This window comes from Ilyomonas limi, assembly GCF_005233845.1.
GTDB lineage: Bacteria > Bacteroidota > Bacteroidia > Chitinophagales > Chitinophagaceae > Ilyomonas > Ilyomonas limi.
Map to the genome: position 1 here is coordinate 610,139 of NZ_SZQL01000001.1, position 23,250 is coordinate 633,388.

17 protein-coding genes are annotated in these 23,250 nt (G+C 41.7%); 3 read left to right on the forward strand and 14 right to left on the reverse strand.

Annotation, left to right across the window (positions count from 1 at the left end):
• Positions 1-69: 69 nt before the first annotated feature.
• Positions 70-285: a hypothetical protein gene (locus FC093_RS02405; RefSeq protein WP_137260129.1), complete on the reverse strand. Its 216-nt coding sequence runs from the start codon at positions 283-285 to the stop codon at positions 70-72.
• 380 nt (positions 286-665) lie between these two features.
• Here FC093_RS02405 and FC093_RS02410 point away from each other — a divergent pair, with 380 nt between their 5' ends.
• Positions 666-1,658 carry a hypothetical protein gene (locus FC093_RS02410; protein ID WP_137260130.1) on the forward strand — a complete coding sequence of 331 codons (993 nt, stop codon included), beginning with the start codon at positions 666-668 and terminating at the stop codon, positions 1,656-1,658.
• A gap of 188 nt (positions 1,659-1,846) precedes the next feature.
• A complete protein-coding gene (locus tag FC093_RS02415) occupies positions 1,847-4,609 on the forward strand; it encodes a CHAT domain-containing protein (protein ID WP_137260131.1) in 2,763 nt (920 codons plus the stop codon).
• Positions 4,610-4,627: 18 nt separating this feature from the next.
• Here FC093_RS02415 and FC093_RS02420 read toward each other — a convergent pair whose 3' ends face one another.
• On the reverse strand, positions 4,628-5,410 hold the full coding sequence (locus FC093_RS02420) for an anti-sigma factor (RefSeq protein WP_137260132.1): 783 nt from the start codon (positions 5,408-5,410) through the stop codon (positions 4,628-4,630).
• Positions 5,400-6,014, reverse strand: coding sequence for an RNA polymerase sigma factor (locus tag FC093_RS02425; RefSeq protein ID WP_170970970.1), 615 nt, complete (start codon positions 6,012-6,014; stop codon positions 5,400-5,402). The genes FC093_RS02420 and FC093_RS02425 overlap by 11 nt, the downstream gene beginning before the upstream one ends.
• A 254-nt stretch (positions 6,015-6,268) precedes the next feature.
• Here FC093_RS02425 and FC093_RS24525 point away from each other — a divergent pair, with 254 nt between their 5' ends.
• Positions 6,269-6,364: an HNH endonuclease gene (locus FC093_RS24525; protein ID WP_394347967.1), complete on the forward strand. Its 96-nt coding sequence runs from the start codon at positions 6,269-6,271 to the stop codon at positions 6,362-6,364.
• Between the two features lie 84 nt (positions 6,365-6,448).
• Here FC093_RS24525 and FC093_RS02435 read toward each other — a convergent pair whose 3' ends face one another.
• The 11 genes from FC093_RS02435 to FC093_RS02485 form a co-directional block, all read right to left on the reverse strand.
• Positions 6,449-6,901 (reverse strand): transposase, encoded by a 453-nt coding sequence (locus tag FC093_RS02435; RefSeq protein WP_137260134.1) that lies wholly within the window; start codon positions 6,899-6,901, stop codon positions 6,449-6,451.
• Positions 6,898-7,119: an IS110 family transposase gene (locus FC093_RS02440; protein ID WP_137260135.1), complete on the reverse strand. Its 222-nt coding sequence runs from the start codon at positions 7,117-7,119 to the stop codon at positions 6,898-6,900. The genes FC093_RS02435 and FC093_RS02440 overlap by 4 nt, the downstream gene beginning before the upstream one ends.
• 511 nt (positions 7,120-7,630) lie before the next feature.
• Positions 7,631-8,980 carry an MFS transporter gene (locus tag FC093_RS02445; protein ID WP_137260136.1) on the reverse strand — a complete coding sequence of 450 codons (1,350 nt, stop codon included), beginning with the start codon at positions 8,978-8,980 and terminating at the stop codon, positions 7,631-7,633.
• A 77-nt stretch (positions 8,981-9,057) separates the two neighbouring features.
• Positions 9,058-10,239 carry a Gfo/Idh/MocA family protein gene (locus FC093_RS02450; RefSeq protein WP_137260137.1) on the reverse strand — a complete coding sequence of 394 codons (1,182 nt, stop codon included), beginning with the start codon at positions 10,237-10,239 and terminating at the stop codon, positions 9,058-9,060.
• 662 nt (positions 10,240-10,901) lie between these two features.
• Positions 10,902-13,211 (reverse strand): DUF7133 domain-containing protein, encoded by a 2,310-nt coding sequence (locus tag FC093_RS02455; RefSeq protein ID WP_206106488.1) that lies wholly within the window; start codon positions 13,209-13,211, stop codon positions 10,902-10,904.
• A 71-nt stretch (positions 13,212-13,282) separates the two neighbouring features.
• The gene (locus FC093_RS02460) at positions 13,283-14,125 is read right to left on the reverse strand and encodes a sugar phosphate isomerase/epimerase family protein (RefSeq protein WP_137260138.1); all 843 of its coding nucleotides are present in this window, start codon (positions 14,123-14,125) and stop codon (positions 13,283-13,285) included.
• A gap of 101 nt (positions 14,126-14,226) precedes the next feature.
• Positions 14,227-16,089 carry a RagB/SusD family nutrient uptake outer membrane protein gene (locus FC093_RS02465; RefSeq protein ID WP_137260139.1) on the reverse strand — a complete coding sequence of 621 codons (1,863 nt, stop codon included), beginning with the start codon at positions 16,087-16,089 and terminating at the stop codon, positions 14,227-14,229.
• Positions 16,090-16,116: 27 nt separating this feature from the next.
• Positions 16,117-19,245 (reverse strand): SusC/RagA family TonB-linked outer membrane protein, encoded by a 3,129-nt coding sequence (locus FC093_RS02470; protein WP_137260140.1) that lies wholly within the window; start codon positions 19,243-19,245, stop codon positions 16,117-16,119.
• 200 nt (positions 19,246-19,445) lie between these two features.
• The gene (locus FC093_RS02475) at positions 19,446-20,852 is read right to left on the reverse strand and encodes a putative oxidoreductase C-terminal domain-containing protein (RefSeq protein ID WP_137260141.1); all 1,407 of its coding nucleotides are present in this window, start codon (positions 20,850-20,852) and stop codon (positions 19,446-19,448) included.
• Positions 20,853-20,939: 87 nt separating this feature from the next.
• A complete protein-coding gene (locus FC093_RS02480) occupies positions 20,940-22,373 on the reverse strand; it encodes a Gfo/Idh/MocA family protein (RefSeq protein ID WP_137260142.1) in 1,434 nt (477 codons plus the stop codon).
• Between the two features lie 30 nt (positions 22,374-22,403).
• Positions 22,404-23,234 carry a ThuA domain-containing protein gene (locus FC093_RS02485; RefSeq protein ID WP_137260143.1) on the reverse strand — a complete coding sequence of 277 codons (831 nt, stop codon included), beginning with the start codon at positions 23,232-23,234 and terminating at the stop codon, positions 22,404-22,406.
• Positions 23,235-23,250: the final 16 nt, after the last annotated feature.

Sequence of the window (23,250 nt, forward strand, 5' to 3'; positions counted from 1 at the left end):
GAATACGAATAGTAAGAAAAGAAGCATCAGGTAAATAATCTTACCTGATGCTGTAAACAGAGGAGCCGATTAATAATATTTGGTGCCATGTTTCCTCGTACGAGTCCTTGTTCTTGTTTTTGTTTTGGTCTTCGTACGGGTTTTTGTTTTTCCATGTTTACCGCCTACTACTTCATTAACGGCATTAACTTTCAGTTCTGTCATGATTTTTTCTAATGTCAGCATAACTGTGAGATTTTGATATAAAAAAATACGCCTACTTTTTTCAAGGGTGTTCAGCATCATTCCCATTTATTTTTGAAATAACTTGTATGCTAAGAGGTGTATAAGCAGTTTCAATCGTACTACATATATGAGTTATAGCAGCGGGAGAAAACGTAACCAGCCATTCGGAAAAATTTCAAAAAAATTTTAATCACTTACTTGCAGCAGCGATTTACATAAGGCGGCATCATTATTTTATCTAAAAGTGTTTGCGAAGCAACCAAAGTGAAATTTTTTCGTACACTGATTATATTATGCGTTGGCGATGCAACTAAACAATACTTATCTGAAATGATAAGGCTGTGTTTATAATAATTGTTATAAAAGATTTTATATTAATATTTTTTAATAAGTTAGCAAGCTATAATTTACATTGGGCCACACATTTTTAAACCTGCGTTATGAAGCATATCACACCTGTTTTCTTATTTATAGTTACTGTCGCTTTGGGTATATTGGCGTGCAGTAAAGAGGCTGCATACAGAACCAATGACATACAGAATACAACAACTGCTGCTAATAAGGTACAATCTGCCCGTGTGGTAACCAGCACCTGCGCTCAGTTTGCTTACCCCGATACCATCTTTTACCTAACTAACCTGCCTGGCGGCAATTATATTGTAAAACCTGTCAATCCGCTTACCGGTACTTTTGGTGCATATCCTGACGGTCTTAAAATTGATAAATCTGATGGCAGCATTAATATAACCGGAAGTGAAACTGGTTTAAAATATATGGTATGGTTTGTAGCAAGTGGTACAAGAGATACTTGCAGAAAATTTATAACTGTTTCGGGTATTAACTATATGGATAGCACCTATGTACTGGCAAATAATACAGCTACTGCTATTCCGATATATAATGCCAATCCTTTGAAGCCTACCGACTGTAGCGGAGGCTGCGAATTTGATGTTGGCCCGCCTGCCGAGCGAGTATCGGCACAAGGCATTGTTATAAATAGAAAGACAGGTGTTATTAATCTTAAAAAGAGTTTGCTAAACGGAGCATTGGGGAAAAACCCTGCGAATGGCACTTACAAAGATTTCATTTTGGAATACCGTTTAGGTGATAAAAGTTCAAAAGCTTTAAACCATATAGGATTCCGTCTTTATTATTACAAGAAAAAATCTGATATACCAGCAAATTTAGAAAATGAGTTGGAAGATAAAAAGGGACAGGTATTTTTGGGTGACGATAGCGGTGAAGAGGAGGATGATCGTGGCGGTGGCGGGCACGGCGGCAGTGGTGGCGGTCATAGCGGTCCTGGTGGAGGTGGCAGCGATGACAACCGTATTGCATTTACGTTTACTGCCAGTGCAGCAAGTACAACCGCTAAGCAAGGTGCAGCTACGGCAAAATGCAGACCGCCATATATTATTGTAACACAGCAATAATAACGGGTGTAAAAAGTGTAAATGTATATTGAATGAGATATTGGCTGGTAGCCTTATCTCCTATCAAATTGTATCAATTAGTGTTGGTTGTAGTTAAAATAAAGCAATGTTGAATGTTGTAAACGCATACTCCTAAATAACTAAACCGCAATAGCAATTTCTTACTATTTTAGTACGTCGCTTATTAAATGAAAAAGAAATTGCTATTGGCTTTTATTGCCGTTTGTTGGTTGATATTTATACAATTGCGCAGCCAGGAAGAGAATAATCTTCCGTCCTATCAACAATTATTCAACCGGGCAGAAGCTTTGTTTAATGGGCCAGCTACAGACAGTACCGATTCTGTTGCATTAAGTTATTACAACAGGATTGCTGCAGCCCTTCACCCAAACGCATCCAATGCAATACTGCTTTATAACTGTTACGAACGGGCGGGCATTTTAAAACAAGGACTGGACTATTTGCCCGAAGAAATATTACAACATTATTATGCAGGCTTAAGAATACAAACAACTTTTCATCTTAGTGATTCCATCTTATTCCGCCTGTTGCTTTCTGCCGGCAATGTTCATTATACAAATGGATTGTTCGACTCTGCCGTTTACTATTTTTCAAGAGCAGAAAAGATCATAAACCGTTATCCTGCCGCCGGGCTGGCCGGCGACTTATACAACTCGCTCGGTGCGTTGTATAATGAGGCGGGCAACTATGTACAAAGTGGCATTTACTTTTGCAAAGCATTAGAACTTACCCGGCAGCAGCATAGTTACGATGAAGCTATTTTTGCCATGTCGGCAAATGTGGCGTCGGCAGTAAGGGCATCAGGCTACCCCGATTCTGCACTCCAATTGTATAAAAAGTTATTAGATTATACCCAACCATCGTTAGCCATTGTAAATAATATCAGCGAAATATATCTTACTAAAAATCAATCCGACAGCGCTTTATATTACCTGCGAATAGTTAAAGACATAAAGGGTTTTTATGCAATAGCTATTCATAATGCTTTTGCACAGGCTTATATGCAAAAAGGCGATACAGCACAAGCTGCTAATCATTTGCAATCCGCTACCACTTTTTATACAGCAAACAATCAGCAGATAAAAAATAATTACTATGGGGCTACCCAAAAATATTTTGGCGATCTGAGAATGCTGGAAGGAAAATTGCAGGCTGCTTTACCTTATTATCAGCAGGCAATCATACAATACAACTTTAAATTTAATGACAGCAATGTGTTTGCTAATCCTGGTAATTTTATTGGTGATTTTGCCAGCTATAATTTATTCAATGTTCTAACGGCAAAAGCAGCTTGTTTTGCCACACTTTATAATCAGGCAAAAGATACCAAATACTTTAAAGCGGCGGTGAGCACTTACGATTCGGCGTTTGCCTTATCGGACTACATAAAAAAATCTATTGATAACGATGAAGCCAGGCTATTTATAGCAGATAAAGTTTTTGATGCTTACAGCAAAGCAGTAGATTTTATAATGACTTCTAATCATCAGGAAAATGATATAATTCATGCATTGGAATGGATAAGTAAAAGCCGTGCTACATCTCTTGCCATCAGCCTGAAAGAAAATACGATTAAGCAATATGCAGGTTTACCAGACACCTTATTGCAAAAAGAAGAGAACTATAAAATCAGTATATCGAGGATGAAGCTGCAGTTGCAACGAAGTACTGACACAGCAGAACAGGCACGGTTGCTGTCAGCTATTAATACAGCATCATTGCAATTGCAAACCATTGATAACACACTTAAAGAATTCCCTAATTATTACAGGCAAAAGTTTGCGGCTGATAATATTGATATTCGCACTATTCAAAAAAAAGTACTGGACAACAATACTGCAGCCATTTGTTACTTTAAAGGTGCCAATAAGCTATATGCTTTTGTAATTAAACATAATACCATCGTTGTGCATGAAATTGACAGCGATGCCATTCTTGAAAAGAATATTGATTCGTATGTCCGTCAACTTACAGGAGCTGATGTTGGTAAAGCTTATGACGAAAATGCTGCCATGTACCTTTATGGTACATTAGTGCAGCCTTTTGCAGGCGATATAAACGATATTACATCACTTGTAATTATCCCCGATCAAAACTTAATTAACGTTCCATTTGAAGCATTTCAGAAAGCCAACAGTAAATATCTTATACAGGACTATACAATCACTTACCAGTATGCACTACCATTTTTACAAAAGGAATCATTAACTCTTGATAAGGATAAGGCTATTGCATTTGCGCCGTTTGCCAATAGCAACACGAATGCAACCATGAGCGTGCTGCCTTCTTCCGTTAAAGAAATTTCCCGTTTTCCAAAACATGCGCAATTATTAAATAAAGCTGCTACAAAAGACACATTCCTTTTTGTAGCGGGCAATGCCTCGGCTATTCATCTGGCAACACATGCAGCCGTAAATTTTCAGGAACCCGAAAATTCGTACATAGCTTTTTACAAACAAAGCAAAGCTGATTCTGGTTACAAAATATTTGCGCATGAACTATACAACCTGCAATTGCGGCATACAAAGTTTGTTTTTTTAAGTGCTTGCGAGACCGGCAGCGGAAAGGTATCCCGAAGCGAAGGCTCGCTAAGTTTATCACGGGCTTTTGCGTTTGCAGGCTGTCCAAATGTCATCACTTCTTTATGGAAAGCGGAGGATAAATCAACTGCGTATATCAGTGAGCATTTTTACAGGTACATTGATAAAGGATATACTTACGCGCTGGCATTACAAAAAGCAAAAACAGATCTGTTGGCAGATGAATTGATGAGCCAGTTTCACTCACCTGCATACTGGAGCCATCTTATTTTTATTGGTGATGTACAGGAAGAACAATCCGCAGTGGCATGGTGGATAGTCGCCGCCAGTATAGTTGTTATTTCAATAATGATAATACTGTTTTATAAGCGAAAGAAGTATGTATTATGATAAGCCGTACTTATCAAACTACTTATCTTTCCACTTCAGCATCATCAATTTTATGCTACTGATATTTTTGGCTTTGGCATAAAACAAATGTTGCTTGTTGGAAATTATTTTATCCTGTTGCTTTTTTGCCAGGTCAATTTTTCCTGCTTTTATATATGCCAGCAGCAGGTAATAATCTGTCTCCTGCACAAAATATTTATCGGTGCTGTTATTGTTGATATCTTCTACCTGGCGAAATAAATTAATGGCTGCATCAGCATTATTTAATTGTAGATAAGATTGTGCAGCAAGAAAGTAATCTTTCTGGTTCTTCTGCTGCAGCTCATTAAAAGTGCTGATAACAGCATTAAAGTTGCCTGCATTATACAGGGCATCAATACTATCGGGGCCTTCATTACTCCTGTTTACCGGTAACTGATAAGCAATAAAATGATCATTGTAAACAGATTGATTGGTTGTTGAAGTATATTGAAATACACCATAACCAGCTATTACTACTATCAATATGGCTGCAACCCTCATCAACCTTTTTGGAAAGGATGCCGGCTTTACAACATTTGCCGGGTGCGTTTCCTGTGGCTTTACTTCCTGCATATATGCCTGGTGTACTGCTTGTACCCTTTGTTTAAGTGCCTGCGCTTTAATGGCTCTTTTTGCCGCCAAAAAATATTGATAACGCTCCTGTAAAGCAGCATCTTCGCGCAACAACTTTTCCGCAGCTTCTCTTTCGGCAGCATTTAATTCACCATCCATATACCTGATGAGCATTTCAGCCATATCATCTGTAGAATTATCCTGCATACCTTAGTGCATTTTTAAGTTGTGTACGTAAAGATTGATCGTTCTGTATCATTTGTTCTAACTGCTTCATGCATTTATATTTTTTATTACGCAGCACTTGCTCATTCTGATAATCCGGCATTTGCTGAACGATATCACTCATCGAAAGGTCTTCATAATATACCAGCATGAGCAGTTGCCTGCATTTTGTACCCAGCTTTTCGAAAAACTGCTGTATTACTGCAAAATACTCCCGCTGCACTAGATGTTGTATAGTTGCCTGTTCCGTATCATCTTTTGCTTTTTCAAATATCCTGTTCCTGTTGTCGGCACTGCTCCTCTTTCTAAGTTCGGCCAACCAAAGGTTGCGTGTTATAGCATATAAAAACGACTTAATACTGGCGTCACCCCTGTACTTATCCTGTTCTACAATTCCTATGAATGCAACAATGGTTTCCTGAATTATATCAGCAGCATCCTCCTTACTTCCTTTATTGTTGATTACATAATTTTCCAGTAATGCATAGTATTCTTTGTAAATAAGGCTGATAGCTACATCCATTTCTGTAGGATGTTTCAACGCACTTATAAGCTCTGCATCTGAGTAATTCCTGACAATCTGCATCCGATGTATATTAGTTTGTATTGACTGAGAATGAATTTGTAACCGGAAATGTAAAAACATAATCTGATATGTGTAAACCAATTTTACAAATGGGTAAAAGTTGTTGCTGCTTTGATTATATTCCAAAATGTATGATGAACTGAAAAGACTGAAAGGGCAACAAAATTGAACTTAAAACATTTAAAAATGCTTCTACACGTTCCGCAACGGCTTCCTTATAATCTATCCGTCTCATACAGCACAGCACCAATAGTATTGACCATATAATAAGAAAACTGGATGGCGGTTTAGGGACAATCGAAAATGGACAGTTAACGCATCCTTTCTGTAACACGGAAATAAAAGACTAGAGAATGAAAACATCGCCCAACAGCGGGTTTGGCAAAAGCAGGGCAGATTGCTATGGAATAAACAAAAGTTTTTTGTGGTTTTATTCAAGCTGCGGCTATATGGTCAACATAAGGTTTCTGATTGTTAACCACGGCAGCGATTCTTAGCACTAACTTGTTTCTGATGGCATTGATAATAGGCATACTGTGCTTGCCTTCCTTTTTCTTGCGCTCATAATATAATCTAAATTCAGGGTAGCATTTAATAGCTGACAATGCGCAGAGATGTAAGCTTTCCTTTAGTCCTTTATTAACCATCTGATGTACCCTGTTTCTGCCCTTGATACTGATGCCATTTGTATGTTCAAAAGGCATCACCCCTGCATAACAGGCAAGCTGTTTACCCGTAACCTTACAAACAAAGTTGTTGGTGCAACAGATCAGATAAACAGCCGTCAGGTGACCAATGCCAGGTACGGTAAGCAACAGGTCATAGTTGGCTTTTATAGAACTATCTGTTTCAATGATTTGCTTGATTGCAGTTTGCAGCCGTGTCAATGGATTTCGGTGTTTTCAATGACTAAAAGCGAGTGCTCATCAAAACAAACACCCTTTTCTTTAAGCCACTTGTGCAATGCTTTGATACCTGTTGCAGTGTTATCGAAACGCTTTGTAATGACAGGCTGCTTTTGATGGTTGATGACCGTCATCAAAGAAAGATCAAAGTACAGTTTGGACACATCAATACCCATGTAAAACTTTGTAGTTTGTTTCATAACTTAGATTTGAATTTTAAAAGAAAGCCTGACCGTTTTTGCCTGAAAGTCATAGTCCTTGATAATGGGTATGAAATCCCTGATTGCTATATAGACATCAATAAGGCAAAGAAAGTGGCAGCGGATTGCATCAGCCCATAGGTCGTGAGCCTTGACGAACAATTAATGAGCCGCTGCCACCTGGTTAGGTTATTCACAAATTAAGATGCTGATGAAAAGAAAAAACTAACAAAAAGAAAATAATAGTATCAATAGATCTATCATACTTTTATTTAAATCAAAGCTAAAGGACGAACCGCTGAATGCCGCTACTGGCAGCAAGCCCTGTTCGTTAGGAGGAAAACAGCATTTTTCTGCAAGTTTTTTCCTCCATACAATCAGGCTGTTGATCCGGTCGATGCTAAAAAAGACAATGACAAATGGGTAGTGTTATCAGCGTTACACAAATAAATTCACTCATTTGTTTATGTAAAAACCAACAATAAGTTTTTGAAAACTGCACGTGAGTTTCTCAATATTTATTACTAATCGGCTTCATATGCGGAACCAGTATTTTAAACATAATCAGCCAGGCTAACAGGTAACCGGCTCCGCAATAGAGAAACAGCATATAATAACCGGTTTCAATGCTGCCCAAACCTTTATAATAATCAAACAGTAAGCCTGCCAGCGTAGATATCAGCATACCACCCAAGCCGCCTGCCATGCCGCCAATGCCCGTTACAGATGCTACCGAATTTTTCGGGAACATATCAGATACGGTGGTAAACAAATTTGCCGACCATGCCTGGTGCGCCGAAGCAGCAATACCGATAATAATAATAGCATACCACATGTGATAGCTGCCTGCTGCCTGAGAAAATATAATGAGTAAAGGGAAAAGTGCATATATAAACATGGAGGTTTTTCTTGCACGGACAACGTTCCAATGTTTTTTCTTCACCAGCCACATAGGCAGCCAGCCACCAAAAACACTGGCCACGCCGGCAAGCGTATATACAAAAGCAATGGGCAAACTGACCTGCATACCGGTAAGATGATATTGCGCATCTAAAAAAGCAGGCAGCCAAAACAGTAAAAACCACCAGATGCCATCGGTTAAGAACTTGCCCATAATAAAAGCCCAGGTTTGCTTGTAACGCAGCAAACTACCCCACGAAATCTGGGGCTTTTCTTCCGTGCCCTCTTTTGCAGGCGGCTCTTCTGCGTCGCTGTGGATATAATCGAATTCTGCCTGGGAAAGTCTTTTCTGCTTTGCCGGCACATCGTAAAAAATAAACCAGAAAATAAGCCAGATAAAACCAATGGCGCCAATGGCAATAAATGCAATGCGCCAGTTATAATTTATGGCGATAAAAGGTACAAGAATGGGCGCTAAAATAGCACCGACATTTGTACCCGAGTTAAAAATACCGGCGGCATATGCCCGCTCTTTGCGGGGAAACCACTCGGCAGTGGTTTTGAAAGCAGCGGGAAAATTGCCGGCTTCCGTTACGCCCAGAAAGCCGCGATAAATGGCAAAAGAGAGGGCGCCGGTAGCAAAAGCGTGCAGTACAGAGGCGATGCTCCACAATGTCAAGGTAATGGCATAGCCCAATTTCGTTCCTATTTTATCAATAATTCTTCCGGCGAAGAGCATACCTATGGCATAAGCAAACTGAAAAGCCACTACAATGTCAGAATAATCGGTTTCTGTCCAGTGGAATTCTTTTTCCAGGGTAGGTTTCAACAAACTAATCACCTGCCGGTCGAGATAATTGATGGTAGTGGCATAAAAGACCAGCGCACAAATGGTCCAGCGATACCTTCCTATTTTAGTAGTTGGGCTAGCAGTGTTTAAATTGTCAGGTGTAGCAAGCATGTAGTTGTGTTATAACGGATAAATTAGAAAATATGGGTGAACCCATTTCGCCGCATCGCAGCGAATACGGCAATATTTTACAAAATAGTAATAGCCACTTCTTCGCCCTTTTTTTCGGCAGAAACATAACCGGCATAAATAGTAGCAGTTACATCGGCAGCCAGGCTGCTGTTGCTTTCAATGGCAGCGCCGTAAGCTGCTGATCTGTAAAATGCATCCATCTCGTGCTGATAACCGGCAAACCAGCCTTCATCGGGTGATATAAACGACCAGCCTTGCTTGGTTTCCATCTTTTCTACCACATATACGTCTTCAAAATGTTTTTGCGCCGGCGTGTACGTTTGCATGGCATTATTAGGATTCATATTGCAAATAGTCCGGTGGTTAGTCGTATTTACTTCTATCCAGTTGTGCACACCGCCTAACACCAGTTCGGAGGCAAACAAGTCGGCAATGGTACCATCTTCAAATACAATATGCAGCAGCGCAAAATCTTCGGTGTCTTTGTAGGTAGTGCGCAAATATCCTTCATCCTTGAAGCCCGGCATGCGGGTGATAGCGTGCGTGCGTGCCGAAATAGTTGCGGGGCGTATCGGTTTGCCATTTCGGGCCTTACCTTCTATCTGCTTAAAATAAAGGGCTGCTGACAACGGATGACAACCTTTACCAATCATAGAGCCACCGCCCGAAAATTGCCATTGTCCATACGTGGGAGAATGCGAGCCGGAATGAGATTGCTCGCCATGCATCCAGATGATTTGTGCACCCGTTTTTTGCAACAGTTCTTTTTGCTTTTGAACAGCAGGCGCATATATCCAGTTCTCCGCATACATAATTTTGCCTTTACTGTTTTTCTCGGCATTCAGCATATTGGCCACACTTTCCATGGCATGCTCTAATCCTTGTTTTTTTGGAAAAGTATCGCCATTAAATTCCACTGTGCCATCACCGAAATAGCCGGTAAACGGTTTTTCTACAATCACAAATTTATCCTGCTGCAAAGCAGCTATTACCAGGGGTTCGTGCGTCACCGGTGGCGTACACACATGAATCACATCTGAGGCTGCTATCAATTGCTCTACATTCTCAAAGGCGGGAATTCCCCGTGCTGTCGTAAAATCTGCCAGCTTTTGCGGCGTAGGTGAATATGCTCCCGCTATCTCCACTTTAGTATTAAACACCCGCTGCAAGGCGTCATAATGAAATTTGGCGGCAAAACCGGAGCCTATAATACCTGCGCGTAATATTTTTTTTTCCATTATAAAAATGTAATGTAAAATAATTTACCTCATTGCGAATAGTGATAAACTTTCCGTTAAAGAATTAAATTATTATTGGATATCATCACCAGACCCGTATTCGTAAGATTTAATTTAGTCTCTCTGTGAATTAGTTATGTTTTTTGAAGATGTTTTTATTTCAACCTCTTGTTTGTCACTTTTTGTCTTGACACAAAAAGTAACCAAAAAGTATGAATGCATTGATGTCTTTTCAATGGTATTCATGAGATTGCTTCGCTTAGTTCAAGGACAACACGAATCGCTCCGCGCGTTTGTCCGGCCAACGCCTCCACTTAATCTAAGATGGATTTCTGTTGCTAACAAAATGGTTTGGCTCCTAAATGTTTCCGAACATCTTAACTGCACACTCTAAACCTTTGTCAGCCAAACTTTACACACAAATACTAAAATCACTCTCAGGCAGTGTGGTGGTGCTGGCCTGCACGGCTGCGCGGAGCGATCATGCCGTGCTTGAACTTTTTTGTTCCTTTTTTCTTTCATCGCCTGCCCCGAAAAATCGGGGAGAAAAAAGGAAAACAAGAATCAACGTATGAAATCAAACTTAAAACACTTACACAGTCTCCTATATAATATCCCAAACCTATTTATTCTATTCCAAACATATTCAAGTTACACTACACTTAATGAATCCCATTCAATTCTTCCATTGTAAATGTCTTCTGCCGGTCTTTATACTTTTCACGGATGGCACTCACATCGGCAGCCGTAATCTTTTCGGCTTTATTATTCCAGGCATTGCGCACATAGCTTAATACCTGTGCAATGTCTTTATCTGTAAATTCTTTATTAGCACCAATACCCGGCATATCGCCGCTTATCTCAGGCGCCTTGTACGTTTTACCGGCAACAGTCACCGGACCGGTTAAGCCATATAAAACAATTGGTATTAACCTGTTTTTATCACCCTGTACCCAATTCGATCCGTTTAGCGGAGGTGCCAAAGCAGTAACGCCGTTACCATCAGTACCGTGACAGGTTTGGCAAAGTGACCGGAATATAGTAGCCCCTTTCGGATACAGCTTTGCCAGTTTTTCTACATTGCTGTTGTTTTTTGCTTTAGCAATGTCTGCTATTACTTTGCTTAACCGCTTATTGATGACAAGACTGGTATCCGGCTCTTTTTTACGGATTTCGGCGTAGTAGGCAGCCTCCTTATCTTGCAGGTTGCTGATGATAGCATCTGCCACATACACATTATCCGGATATTTTTCGGTTAAAGTTAGTAAAAGCTGCTTAGCCCTACCGGCATTATATGGTTGTATATCATGCGTGAGAAAGGCAATATAAGGCGCAGCGAGTGTATCGTTGCTATTTGCCATTTGCTCCAATTCAGAAGCATATTGCGCATAGTTGCTTTTATTAATCACGGAAGGTAATACGCTTAATGCCTGCATCCGTATGGTCCAGTCATTTTGTTTTAATAATGGCATTACATCGCTATCGCCTAAAACACCTAATCCTTCCATTGTCCACAACGCATGGATAAGCGGTAAAGGCTGAGCCGTGTTTTGAAGCAACTGGCGTAACGGAACAGTTGCACTTTTATCTTTTTTATCTATTAATAATTGTTGTGCTTTGCTACGCACCCAGCCGTTGGGATGCTGTAACAGTTGCACCAGTTGCGCAGTATTATCAGTAAATTGAACAGGCTGCAATGTTTTGTTTTCAGGAACAATTTTATAAATACGCCCGCAGTTAAGCGGCTGGGTTAACGACCGTTCTTTAATTTCATTTTTGAGGTAAGGCGTTAAGTAGGTTTTATGCTGAATAATGCCGCGATACATATCTACTACATACAAAGCACCATCGGGCCCGTTACTTAAATTCACCGGGCGAAAGCGCTCGTCTTCGCTGGCTAAAAACTCCTTGTTTTTATAGGCTTCTTCTCCATTTATAATATATCCTTTATCAGTAATAATATTTCTTTTAATAAGATTTGCCGAAGGCTCCGCTACAAAAGCGTTACCCTGGTACGCATCACCAAAGGCATTTCCCTTGTAGATAACTGGTCCGCAGGCAGCAGTAAAGTTGACCAGCCGCAAACTATCGTCTAAAACACCTTCCATATAGCCACGGTTAACGCCGGGCGTAGGACGCACCGGATACACCCGGTTATCATCCACCACTTTTGTTACATAGCCTGCCACACTCTTTTGATTTTTATTTTCGGCACCCAATCCCGGAGAAAAATAATCGCCCAGCAAGTTCTCCGAATTGGTGTTATAGAATAAGCGTCCATAGGCATCCTGCGTGATACCCCACTGACCTCTGAAGTGCGTGCGCTCTATCAGCCAGCGATCGCCTTCTTTGCGGTAACGCTTGGCCGATTTAGCGTTATAAATCCAGTTATCAAGTGCACGAAATAAGCCATTAGGCTGATGCTCTACATTACCGCCTTCGGCATAAGCAGAATCAATCAACCTTTTATTCACCGGCTTGTCATCTACAATGTCATAATACCAAAGCTTAGGCGGCTCCGCGACGAGAATACCGTTTTCAATCAAACAAATGGCGCGTGGCAACACCAGCGAGTCTAAAAATATGTTGCTCTTATCCATTACGCCATCGCCATTAGTATCGGCAAGAATGACCACTTTACCGGTTGGCTGGTCTTCGCCGGTGCCCACAGTATCGGGCATATAATCCTGCATATCGACCACCCAAATTCTCCCTTTATCATCCCAACTCATGGCTACCGGCGCGGTAACCAGTGGTTCCGATGCAACCAGTTTTACGGCAAACCCATCTTCAATATGCATTTTTTTAATAGACTCTTCCGGTGATAATTGCGGCGCTTCTGCAATGCTTTTTCTTATAGCCAGCGAATCGGGATGCGTGCTTTCCCTTGCTGAGTTTTTGCAGCTACCGGCAAATGCAATCAATGCATAGCAGGCAACTGCATATTTCATAAATAGACCAAAACGTTTCATTAAATATCCTTTATACTTAATGCTACTTTTTCAAATAGCTGGATGACAGGTGTGTAAGATAACAAACGATGCTATACAGATGCCATTATCCCTCTAAAATAGCCGATTGATTCGGCGATACCGGGTAATGGATCGGTCATATCTTTTTCAAATTCGATACTGCAAACACCATTATACTGAATGGACTTTAGTGTTTTTACCAGTGCAGGAAAGTCGATTACCCCTCTGCCTATTTCAATTGCTTTTGCATCTTTATAGGCACCGGTCACATCTTTAATGTGCATATCAAAAAGCCTGCTTTTGTATTCTTTTACAGACTGTACCAAATTGGCACCTGCTCTTACCGCATGCCCGATGTCGAGGCAAAGTCCCATGCGCGCATCGCGGTTTTTGATATGGTCGTATACATTCTGCGGAGCCGGATACAGCTTGTCTTCCGGACCATGATTGTGAATGGCGATCCTGATACCGGATGATTTTACTTTTTGTTCGGTATAATCCAGCAACTCATAAGTAGGCACGCCAACAATCATATCTACGCCCACTCTTTTGGCGTAGTCAAAGGCTGCATCTACATCAGCTTCCGTTTTCATATAAATAACACCTACTGCATACACTTTGCAGCCGGCATCGGCAAAGGCACCCAATACTGATTTTATTTTATCAGCATCGCTGTTTATAGGCAGATGAAAATCTTTTATAGACAAATACTTTATATCCAACCGCTTTATCATGGATGCTGATTGTGCAACATCAAAACGGGCAAACGTAAACCCGGCAACACCGATTTTTAAACTTCCCGTTTTGTTATTTTGATAAGCATGTAAGGCAGAAGCCTTGCCTAATAAAGGTAATCCCACTGTGCCTGCAAGCCCCATTGCTGCTTGCTGCAAAAACTTTTTTCTTTTGATCATCTCTTCATTTTTTTATTAACCTCTGATATTATTGCCAGTATAGTATAGGAGCAAGAGGCTATGGAAAATTCTCTATATTTTTCTTATCGGGCTCAACAGGTCTATTCCGGCAGTTCTTCCAGGGGTGGTACATTACTTTCAGCACCTGCATAACCTTCGTTTTGATTAATATGTCCTTGCACATTTGCATCTATAGCCGACTGCGGTACAGGCCACAAGACATGATAAGGACTCAATGTATATTCATCGCCATGAATAGTATGTACGCCTTTGTTGTAAAACTCCGTAACATCCATGATCCTGTCGTACCAAAAATTGTTTGTAGAAAAGCTATTCATGCTGTATGTCCTTCCTTTATAATCAGGCTTGCCGGTTTGCGCAAAAAGATAAGCCATGCGGGTAAGTTCCACCTTCCGGTATTCTTCATAATACAATTCACGGGCTCTTTCATCCAGTATGGTTGCAATGGTAACGTCTGCAGCATTGATTGGCGCAGCGCCTGCTCTTTGTCTTATCACGTTAATATCTGCGGCTGCCGCTGCCAGGTCACCCTTCCAGTAATAAGCCTCAGCCCTAATCAAGTAAGTTTCTGCCAGTCTAAACACATACCAGGGTGTATGTCCGCCATTATTGGTTGTATTCTCATTGTCCGGAACGAATAATTTATAATGGGGCCAGTCAAACCAGTCCCTTATCGTATCCGCACACAAAAGCGCCCCGGATGCAGAATATTTTTGCAAAGGCTGACCATAATAAGGGTCTGTTCCTTTTAAGGCCGGATTATTATAAACAAGATCTTCCATTGTCATCCAGTTACCCGGTGCATGGCGAAGGTCAGTTGAATCGTTTGCCCAAATCAGATGGGTGCTGTACCAGGTTGCTCTGCACCGGCCTATTCCTCTGCCATATTTATTTTGCAGGTCGAATTCTATTCCCCGCTGATCAGTTGTACCTGGATTGCCGTTGGGTGTATTGATGTTTTTATACCAGTTGGGAATTGTTTGGCGCATGACAGACATTCCGCCATTGTAATCACCATTATTTTTATACCCTTCCAGGTCTATTACATAAAATAAGCCTTCTGTATTTTGCGGTAATACTTTGTTGGTTGGGCGGTGAAGGTCCCAGATAACATTACGACTGGGGTTACTCGCATCTACTCCAAAACGGTTTGTCATAAGGTGATATGGACTCCCATTGATAAGATCTGATGCTGCCTGAATAGCACCATCAAAATCACCTAAAGCAAGATTAATCTTGGCAAGCAAATGCCGGCAGGCACCATTGGTAACTTGTCCTTTGGGTACACCATCAGGCACCCACTGAATAGCAAATTCCAATTCCCGCTTCATTTCTTCAAGCAGCACTTTGCGGTCAACCGTTTGAAAATCCAGTTTAGGGCTCGAATATAATGTACCTGCATAAGGCACATTGCCAAACGAATTGCAAAGCACATAATACGTATATGCTCTGAAAAAATAAGCCGAGCCGATCAGTGCATTTCTTTGAGCCCGTTGTGTAGCATCGGTGGTATCCCATTTAGGAACGTCTATATAAGCAAGCACCGTATTGGCATATTTAAGCCGGTAAAAACTCTGCTCCCAAAACCAGTAAATACGGTTATGGTCGGCATTATCATTACTGGCAGTAATGGCATCCGGTGTTATTTGTATATTCATGTTCTGCGCAGGGCCGGATTTGTCTGTTGTGCCTTCCACCGCTACATCAGAAAATATTTCCTGTGTAATTATTGGCGCACCATCACCATACCAGTCATACCTCAAATTTCTTTCGCAGGCAACCAGTGCATCCTGCAAGGCTTCCGGAGTGTTGTATGCAATATCTGGTGTGTAGATAGAAAGTGGTTTAGGTTCAAGCCAAGTTCTCTTGCAGGCAGTACCGGCAGCAATCACCATCAGCGTCATTGCCAGTCGGTATATTAATTTCTTATTGATTGTTTTCATAATCTATATATTTTTTATACTGGCAGTTTAGAGTGTAAGGTTAAAACCTAATGTATATGTTCTGGGTGTAGGGCCCGGGCCAACATTAGGGTCCCATTCCGGATCCCAGTATTGCCAATCTGGTTTATAAACTGCCGCATTTTTAATGGAGAAGTAAAACCGTAAATCCTGTATGCCTGCTTTTTCTACCAGGGTTTTTGGAAGCGTATAAGCCAGGGCAACATTATCAAGGCGTATAAAATTCCTTTTCCGGTACACACTGTAACTGGCACCGCCATCACTTGAAAATATCCGGGCAAAATCGTTTGTTGGATTGTCCGGCGTCCAGTACGGATATACATAAGCATCCGTACGGTCGGGAAAACCATCCCTGTTCTTTGCCTGGTTGAACGAAGACATATAGCCCCAGGAAGAGTAGATTAAAGCAGAAAGATCAAAGTTCTTCAGGAAGGTGAAATTATTTCTTAAAGTCCATTGATAGCGCGGTTTTGAATAACCAATAAACTGCCGGTCATCATTGGTATATTTACCATCCCCGTTTACATCCTGCAATTTAAAATCGCCGGGACTTTGACCATAAACTGCTGCCTGGTCTGCGTCCTTGGTCTGGTACACACCCAACACTGGTATATCCCACACCGCCTCAATCGGATGACCAATAAACCATTTGTTTGTAATGTCACTTGCTTCCTGCTGGCCTATTACATTTCCATTTGCATCCTTAATATCGGTCATAGTGCCATAGAGATGAACAATCTCATTTCTGTTTAAAGAGAAATTAAACGAAGTAGTCCATCTAAAATTATTTCTGTTAATATTAGTACTGTTTAAATTGATCTCCAGGCCCTTATTGTCAATTTCACCAAGATTGGTCTGTACATTGGCAAAACCTACCACATCGGGCAAACTGCGGTTTACAAGCAGGTTTTTAGTCTGCCCTTTATACACATCAATGCTACCACTTATAACATTATTAAACATCGAGAAATCGAGACCGATATTGAAAGCTGCCGTTTTTTCCCATTTCAAATCTGGGTTTGCCATTTGGGTTACGTACAATTGAGAAACAACATTGGTTGTTCCATCGGGATTTACCACCAGGTATTTGCCGGTAGCTAAATTGGCAAGCGAAGAATAGCGGCCAATATCCCTGTTGCCGTTGATGCCGTAGGATAAACGCAGTTTTCCATAATTCAGCCATTTGGATTTTATGAAATCTTCCTGTGTAAAAACCCATCCCAAGGCTGCTGCCGGAAACCGTGCCCAAGGATACTTTTGACCAAAAGCGGAATACCCATCCTGCCGCATAGATAAAGTGAGCAGGTAGCGGTCTTTATAAGAATAAAAAAGCCTTGCCATATAAGCAGCACCGGTACTGTATTCATCATCACTGGAAATGGTTTGATTAATAGCAGCACCCATGTTGTGGTAACTTAAAACGTCGCTGGGGTCAAAGTCTGTACCGATCATATCATTTGACCAGTACCGGTATTTTTCAGCATTTGCAAGCAAAGTAACCTGCACATTATGATCGTTGTTAAAGGTTTTGTTCCAGCTAAGTATATTGTCTATCTGCCACTGATAAATATTATGGTTATTCCTTTCTGCCTGTCCACCTATCAATTCAAAATCGGGGTCTTGTGCAGCGTTGCCGTTGAAGTAATTATAAAACTCAAACTGCGGGGTAAAGTTCATGGTGTAGGTGATGCCAAGCAGCAATTTTACTTTGCCATAAATAATATTATTGAGGGTGTAATATTTGGTCATGCGGTTGGTGTACTTCGGCCCTAATAAAGGATTTCTGGAACCACCGCCGGGATCATCCTGGGGACTGTAGCGGTAGTCTGTTGAATCGTCATTGTACATACTGCCATAAGGAGAATTATTTACGATAAGTCCCCAGTTTAATGGTACGGAGCTTTCATCCCTTGCTGCAAACTGAACATTTACGCCTACTGTTAAAAACTTGGTTACTTCAGCTTCTAATTTCAACCTGCTTTGTATGGTTGAATATTTATCGCCTACAACAATTCCTTCGTTGTTGAGATAGCCTCCTGACCAATAGTAGGAAAACCGGTCTGACGCTCCGGAAACGCTTACTGTATAATTCTGTTGCAGTGCATTTCTAAACATCATGTCATACCAGTTTGTTACATGACCGAGTTTATAATCTTTTATTTCAATCGGCTTAAAGTTGAGGCGGTTCAGCCATACATCTACAGGATCACCCGAAGAAGCGTCGTATGCCAGCCATTGATCAATGGAAATATCAGAAGGCAGCGTACGCGAATCATTGAATTGGTAGGGCTGCTGGTTGAATCCATGAATACTGTTCTCCACATCGGTTCTCCATTTAATAAAATCCTCACCCTGGTACACCGGCTGATTTACAGACATGGTTGCCAGTGCAATATTGGTGTTGAAGTTGATAGTAGGTTTACCCAGTCTTCCTTTTTTAGTGGTGACCATAATTACACCGTTTGCAGACTTGGCTCCATAAACGGCGGCAGCACTGGCGTCTTTTAAAACATCTACATTGGCAATATCCTGCGGGTTAATATCAGAAAGTGCACCGTAGTAAATTACGCCATCTACAACTATCAAAGGGGAAGTTCCTGCATTCAGAGAATTGGTTCCTCTTATCTCCAGTGCGCCACCGGGTTTAGCACCGGTAGTAACGCCAACAGTCAAACCCGGAACATTAGCACGAAGCGCATCCTGTACAGAAGTCCGGTTTTCATTTTGCAGCTTCGCAACATTCACCGAAGACACAGCCCCCGTAAGATCTTTCTTCTTCGCAGTGCCATACCCAATTACCACCACCTGGTCAAGCGTGGCAGCTTCAGCGGCTTCCAGCGAAACATCAATGTGCGTTTTGCCGTTCACTTCTACCGATTGGGTCTTATACCCGAGCGCAGTAAAAACAAGGGTAGCAGCAGGAGAAACGCCGGTAAGCTTATAATGTCCGGTTGCATCTGTACTGGTTCCTTTGCTGGAGCCTTTTACAGTAACAGACACACTTTGCACCATCGCATTACTATCGGCAGCACTCACCGTACCTTCTACCGTAATGGCAGATTGCCCAAATGCTATCATCCCATTGAACAGCATGATAAGCAAGAGCGCTAAAAAATGGCTGATTTTTTTCTTTCCCATAAGGCAATATTTAAGTGAATAAAGGTTTTTTGCTATTACTTTTTCTCCAACAAAAGCCACCTGAGCAGTTGCATCAAAAAGCAGTTATTTACAAGTATTATTTGCACTAATGTTATTCTTCCGTTTTACGGTCTATGCTGTTTCACAATCGTTATTTATTGCGGGACTTTAGCATTGTTTCAGTCCATATTACTATATCACTAGTTATGCGCCTTTTTTGTAGCTATTTCCAAAGCCTTTGTAGACGTGTAATATTTGGCAATCATATCAGGCACCTCCCAGTCGGGCAGCTTTCGTTCTTTAAAATACTGGAGATAGCGCTGCATTACCTGGGCAAAATGCGCCTCATGGCCAACTTTGTATTTTTCTGGTATTATCACCAGCCAGCCTTGTTTGTTTTTTTGAAGCGAAATACCTGGGTATTTTGTGCTTAATTGTTTAACAGCATCCTGCACTTCGTTTTCGTATCCGCTGCCGCTTGATTTCTGTATGATATACAAGGTTGGCTTGTAATTTTCTTCTTTACCCTGCCGTATTTCGAGATTGGCTTTAGTGCCTTTCAGCAGGCAATAATGGGTATCGCCGCTACCCTCCGGTGCCTGATAATTCCAGCGTGCGGTAAGCTTTACCGGCACACCTTTAAGTGTATAATTAATTTCGCCATTGGCATGCGTTTGCAACACTGTATCGTGCGTTACGTATGGTTGTAAAAAAGATGGAAAAGCAGTTTCTTTGGTAACGGCTGCAAACTGCAATAGCGTAACAGGCGTAGGCCATATTCTCGCCGCTTTTATAACAATATCTTTTTTATAATCAATAGCAGTATCTGGAAAGAGTGACCATTGTACCAGATCAATGAGATGAGTGCCCACATCGGCAATAGCTTCGCCCTGCTGTCCAGGATCAAAAAACCAATCGGGACGGGTAAGCACATTGCCGGAGACATACTTATAAAAATAATGGACACTTTCTATCACTACAGCCGGGTTGTTTTGGGTACCGGCAGCCAGCGTTCCAAAAACGGCAGGCGTATGTGCAAGTTCTTTTTGTAAGATATTGGTGATTTCTGAGCGCTCTGTCATGATATCATATAAAAGCACGCCATTTTTAGCGGCAGTTCTGAATGCATTTTCCAGCATTGCAAAATTGCTGCTGTTAATAGCCATCGGCTTATCGCCCAGTACATTCAGCCCTGCATTTACTACTTTGCTGATACACTCTGTTTTACGCTGATTGTTACCGGCAAGCACTACAACATTGCCTTTTTTTTCGTTAAGCATTTTATTTAAAAAATCGCTGCTGGTATATACTTGTTCGTTCCAGTGTGTGGGGTTATCCTGCCGCTCGTTATACTGTTTTATCAAAGCCAGATGTGCCTGCAGTTCTGCCCCGCCGGGCGCATACACATATACCGTAGAATCTATTTCGGGATACATACTTTTTTGCACCAGCGCAGCATGAAAATGTCCGGGATCTAATGTTATCAATTTTACCACAGCGCTATCGTTTGTTTCTTTCAAATTACTGTTTGCAGCAGGCTGGCAGCTTTGCTGACAGACAGCAATAATCATCAAAAAGAAAAAAAATAAGAAAGGTTGTCTTTGCATGCGTGTTGCTTTTTTTCTGCCGGATGCTATATATGGAAATAATCTGTTTCCTGTTTTAATAAGTTGTTTTATAGCCAGTCAATGCTGTTATAAAACCGTTTCAACATTATATGCTTTATTGATCTGGTAGGGCCACCGTTGTGGGCGCGAGAGCATGGCATTTGCTTCGGCATCGTTTATAAATACTTCCTTTTCCGGATCCCAATACAGTTTTCTTTTCAATTTCATAACCGTATGATTGAGCAGGCATACCGAACAGGCACGGTGGCCTACTTCAATAGGTGCAATGTTGGGCTGACCAGTAATAATACTTTCCAGCCAGTTGGCGTGATGTTCTTTACTGTCTATTAAATGAATTTCGTTGGGCTGTATTTCAGAAGTGAGCAATTTAGGATCACTGGCATCCAATGCTTTGCTGTTCTTGTCTTTTGCCACCGGGTCGGAAGCAGTAACGGAATAGTTGCCGCGGGTAACGAAAATCCAGCCATCATCACCAATAAATTTTACACCATTGGGATATTCGTTGCTGGCAAGCACTTTCACCCCATTGGCATAAAGGCTTTCTGTTTTAAAATTGCCATGCACATCCCACAACGCATCCTCCGGCGGCCAATCGGCAGTGCCGGATACTTCTATTGGGCCGGTATGTTCTGTACCCATGCCCCAGTTGGCAATATCAAAGTGGTGTGCGCCCCAGCCGGTGATCATACCGGCGCCAAACTGTTCGCAACGCAGCCAGCCCGGCCGGGTAAAGCCATTTTGCGGATGCACCAGTTTTTCGGTATAAGGCACATAAGGCGTTTGCCCCAGCCATTTTTCAAAGTTCAGATTCGTTGGTATGGGCATCTCCTGCTCTTTAGTGCTTTCTGCAGGGTTATCAACCGGCAAGCCAACATAAATGGTGTGCAGTTTGCCAAGCCGGCCATTACGCACCAATTCACAAGCTTTTTTAAACTGCGGCATCGAGCGTTGCTGGCTGCCTATCTGAAAAACAACGCCGGCTTTATACGCTTCATTGCTTAATATACGCCCTTCAGGTATCGTAAGCGATGCCGGCTTTTCCATATACACGTGCTTGCCGGCACGTACGGCGTGCACTGCCGGTATTACGTGCCAGTGATCGGGCGTGCAAATGAGTACGGCATCAATATCTTTATCGGCCAGCAACTCCTGGTAATCATCATACATTTTTGTTCCGTTGTAGGATGATTTGTTTTTTGCCGTATAAAAATCATCTACAAATTTTTTCCCTTGTGCTAATCGGTTTTTATCCAGATCACATACCGCTACAATATGCGCGTTGTCCTGCTTGAGGGTGCCGGGCATATCCCACTCACGCGATATTCTGCCGGTGCCGATAACACCTATATTGATTTTGCCCGAAGGCGCATCTTTGCCTAATACTCTTGCTGGAACGATAAACGGGAAATGAGCTAACAACGTAGCGCCAATGGCTCCTTTTACAGTATTTTGTAAAAAGCTTCTCCTGGATGTTGATGTTTCTGATATATGAGTACTCATCTTTTTTATTTTTAAACAATCAATAAAAAATCAGTAAGGCAACGGATCTTCGGGCGTTTTTGCATGTGCCTTTGAATAGTCGAGCGGTTTGTTTTGTCCAATAACCCATTGAATGCCGCCCAAGATATGTTGTTGAAAAACAGGATTTTTGTACGTATCGCTATCGTGCCCTAAGGAGGTGTACCACTGTCTGCCGCCATCCCATTCGTGGCACCATACCGAGGGCGACGAAGCCCCGCCATAAAACGAAGGTTTATCCTTATCATCCACGCTGCTTAAATCATGCACCAGCAGCACATGCAAATCGGGATTTACTTCTTTAAAAAAATAACATTCATCGTTTGCCTGCCACAAAGCCGGCAAGGCAGCAGTGGAAGCATTGTTTTTATCAATGACAATTTCTGTAAAGGGCTGATGCTTTGCATGGCGCAGGAACGAAGCGCCGATCATGCGCTTAAACCATGGCCAGTTTCTCTCGGTGCCGGTAGCAGAATGTAGTCCTACAAAGCCGCCACCGGCTTCCACATACCGCATGAGGGCTACTTTTTGCGCGTCGGTAGTAAAAACGTTGTTGTTGGTGTTATTAAAAACAAGCGCATTGTACTGTTTAAGATTGGCTTCATTAAAGTCCTCCGGATTATCTGAAACATCTACTTTAAAACCATGCTGTGCCCCAAGTGCCCTGATTGCTGCCGAAGCTGAAGCAATATTATCGTGCACATAACCAGTACCGTTTTTGGTATATACCAGCACACGAATATTGCTCCAGTTGAAGTTGTTGCTGCGTGCCGTTTCCTTAGTGCCGGCACAACTCCACAAAACGCTGGCAAATAATATAAATAATAGCTGTTTTTTTCTCATGGCTTTTAGTGATTCC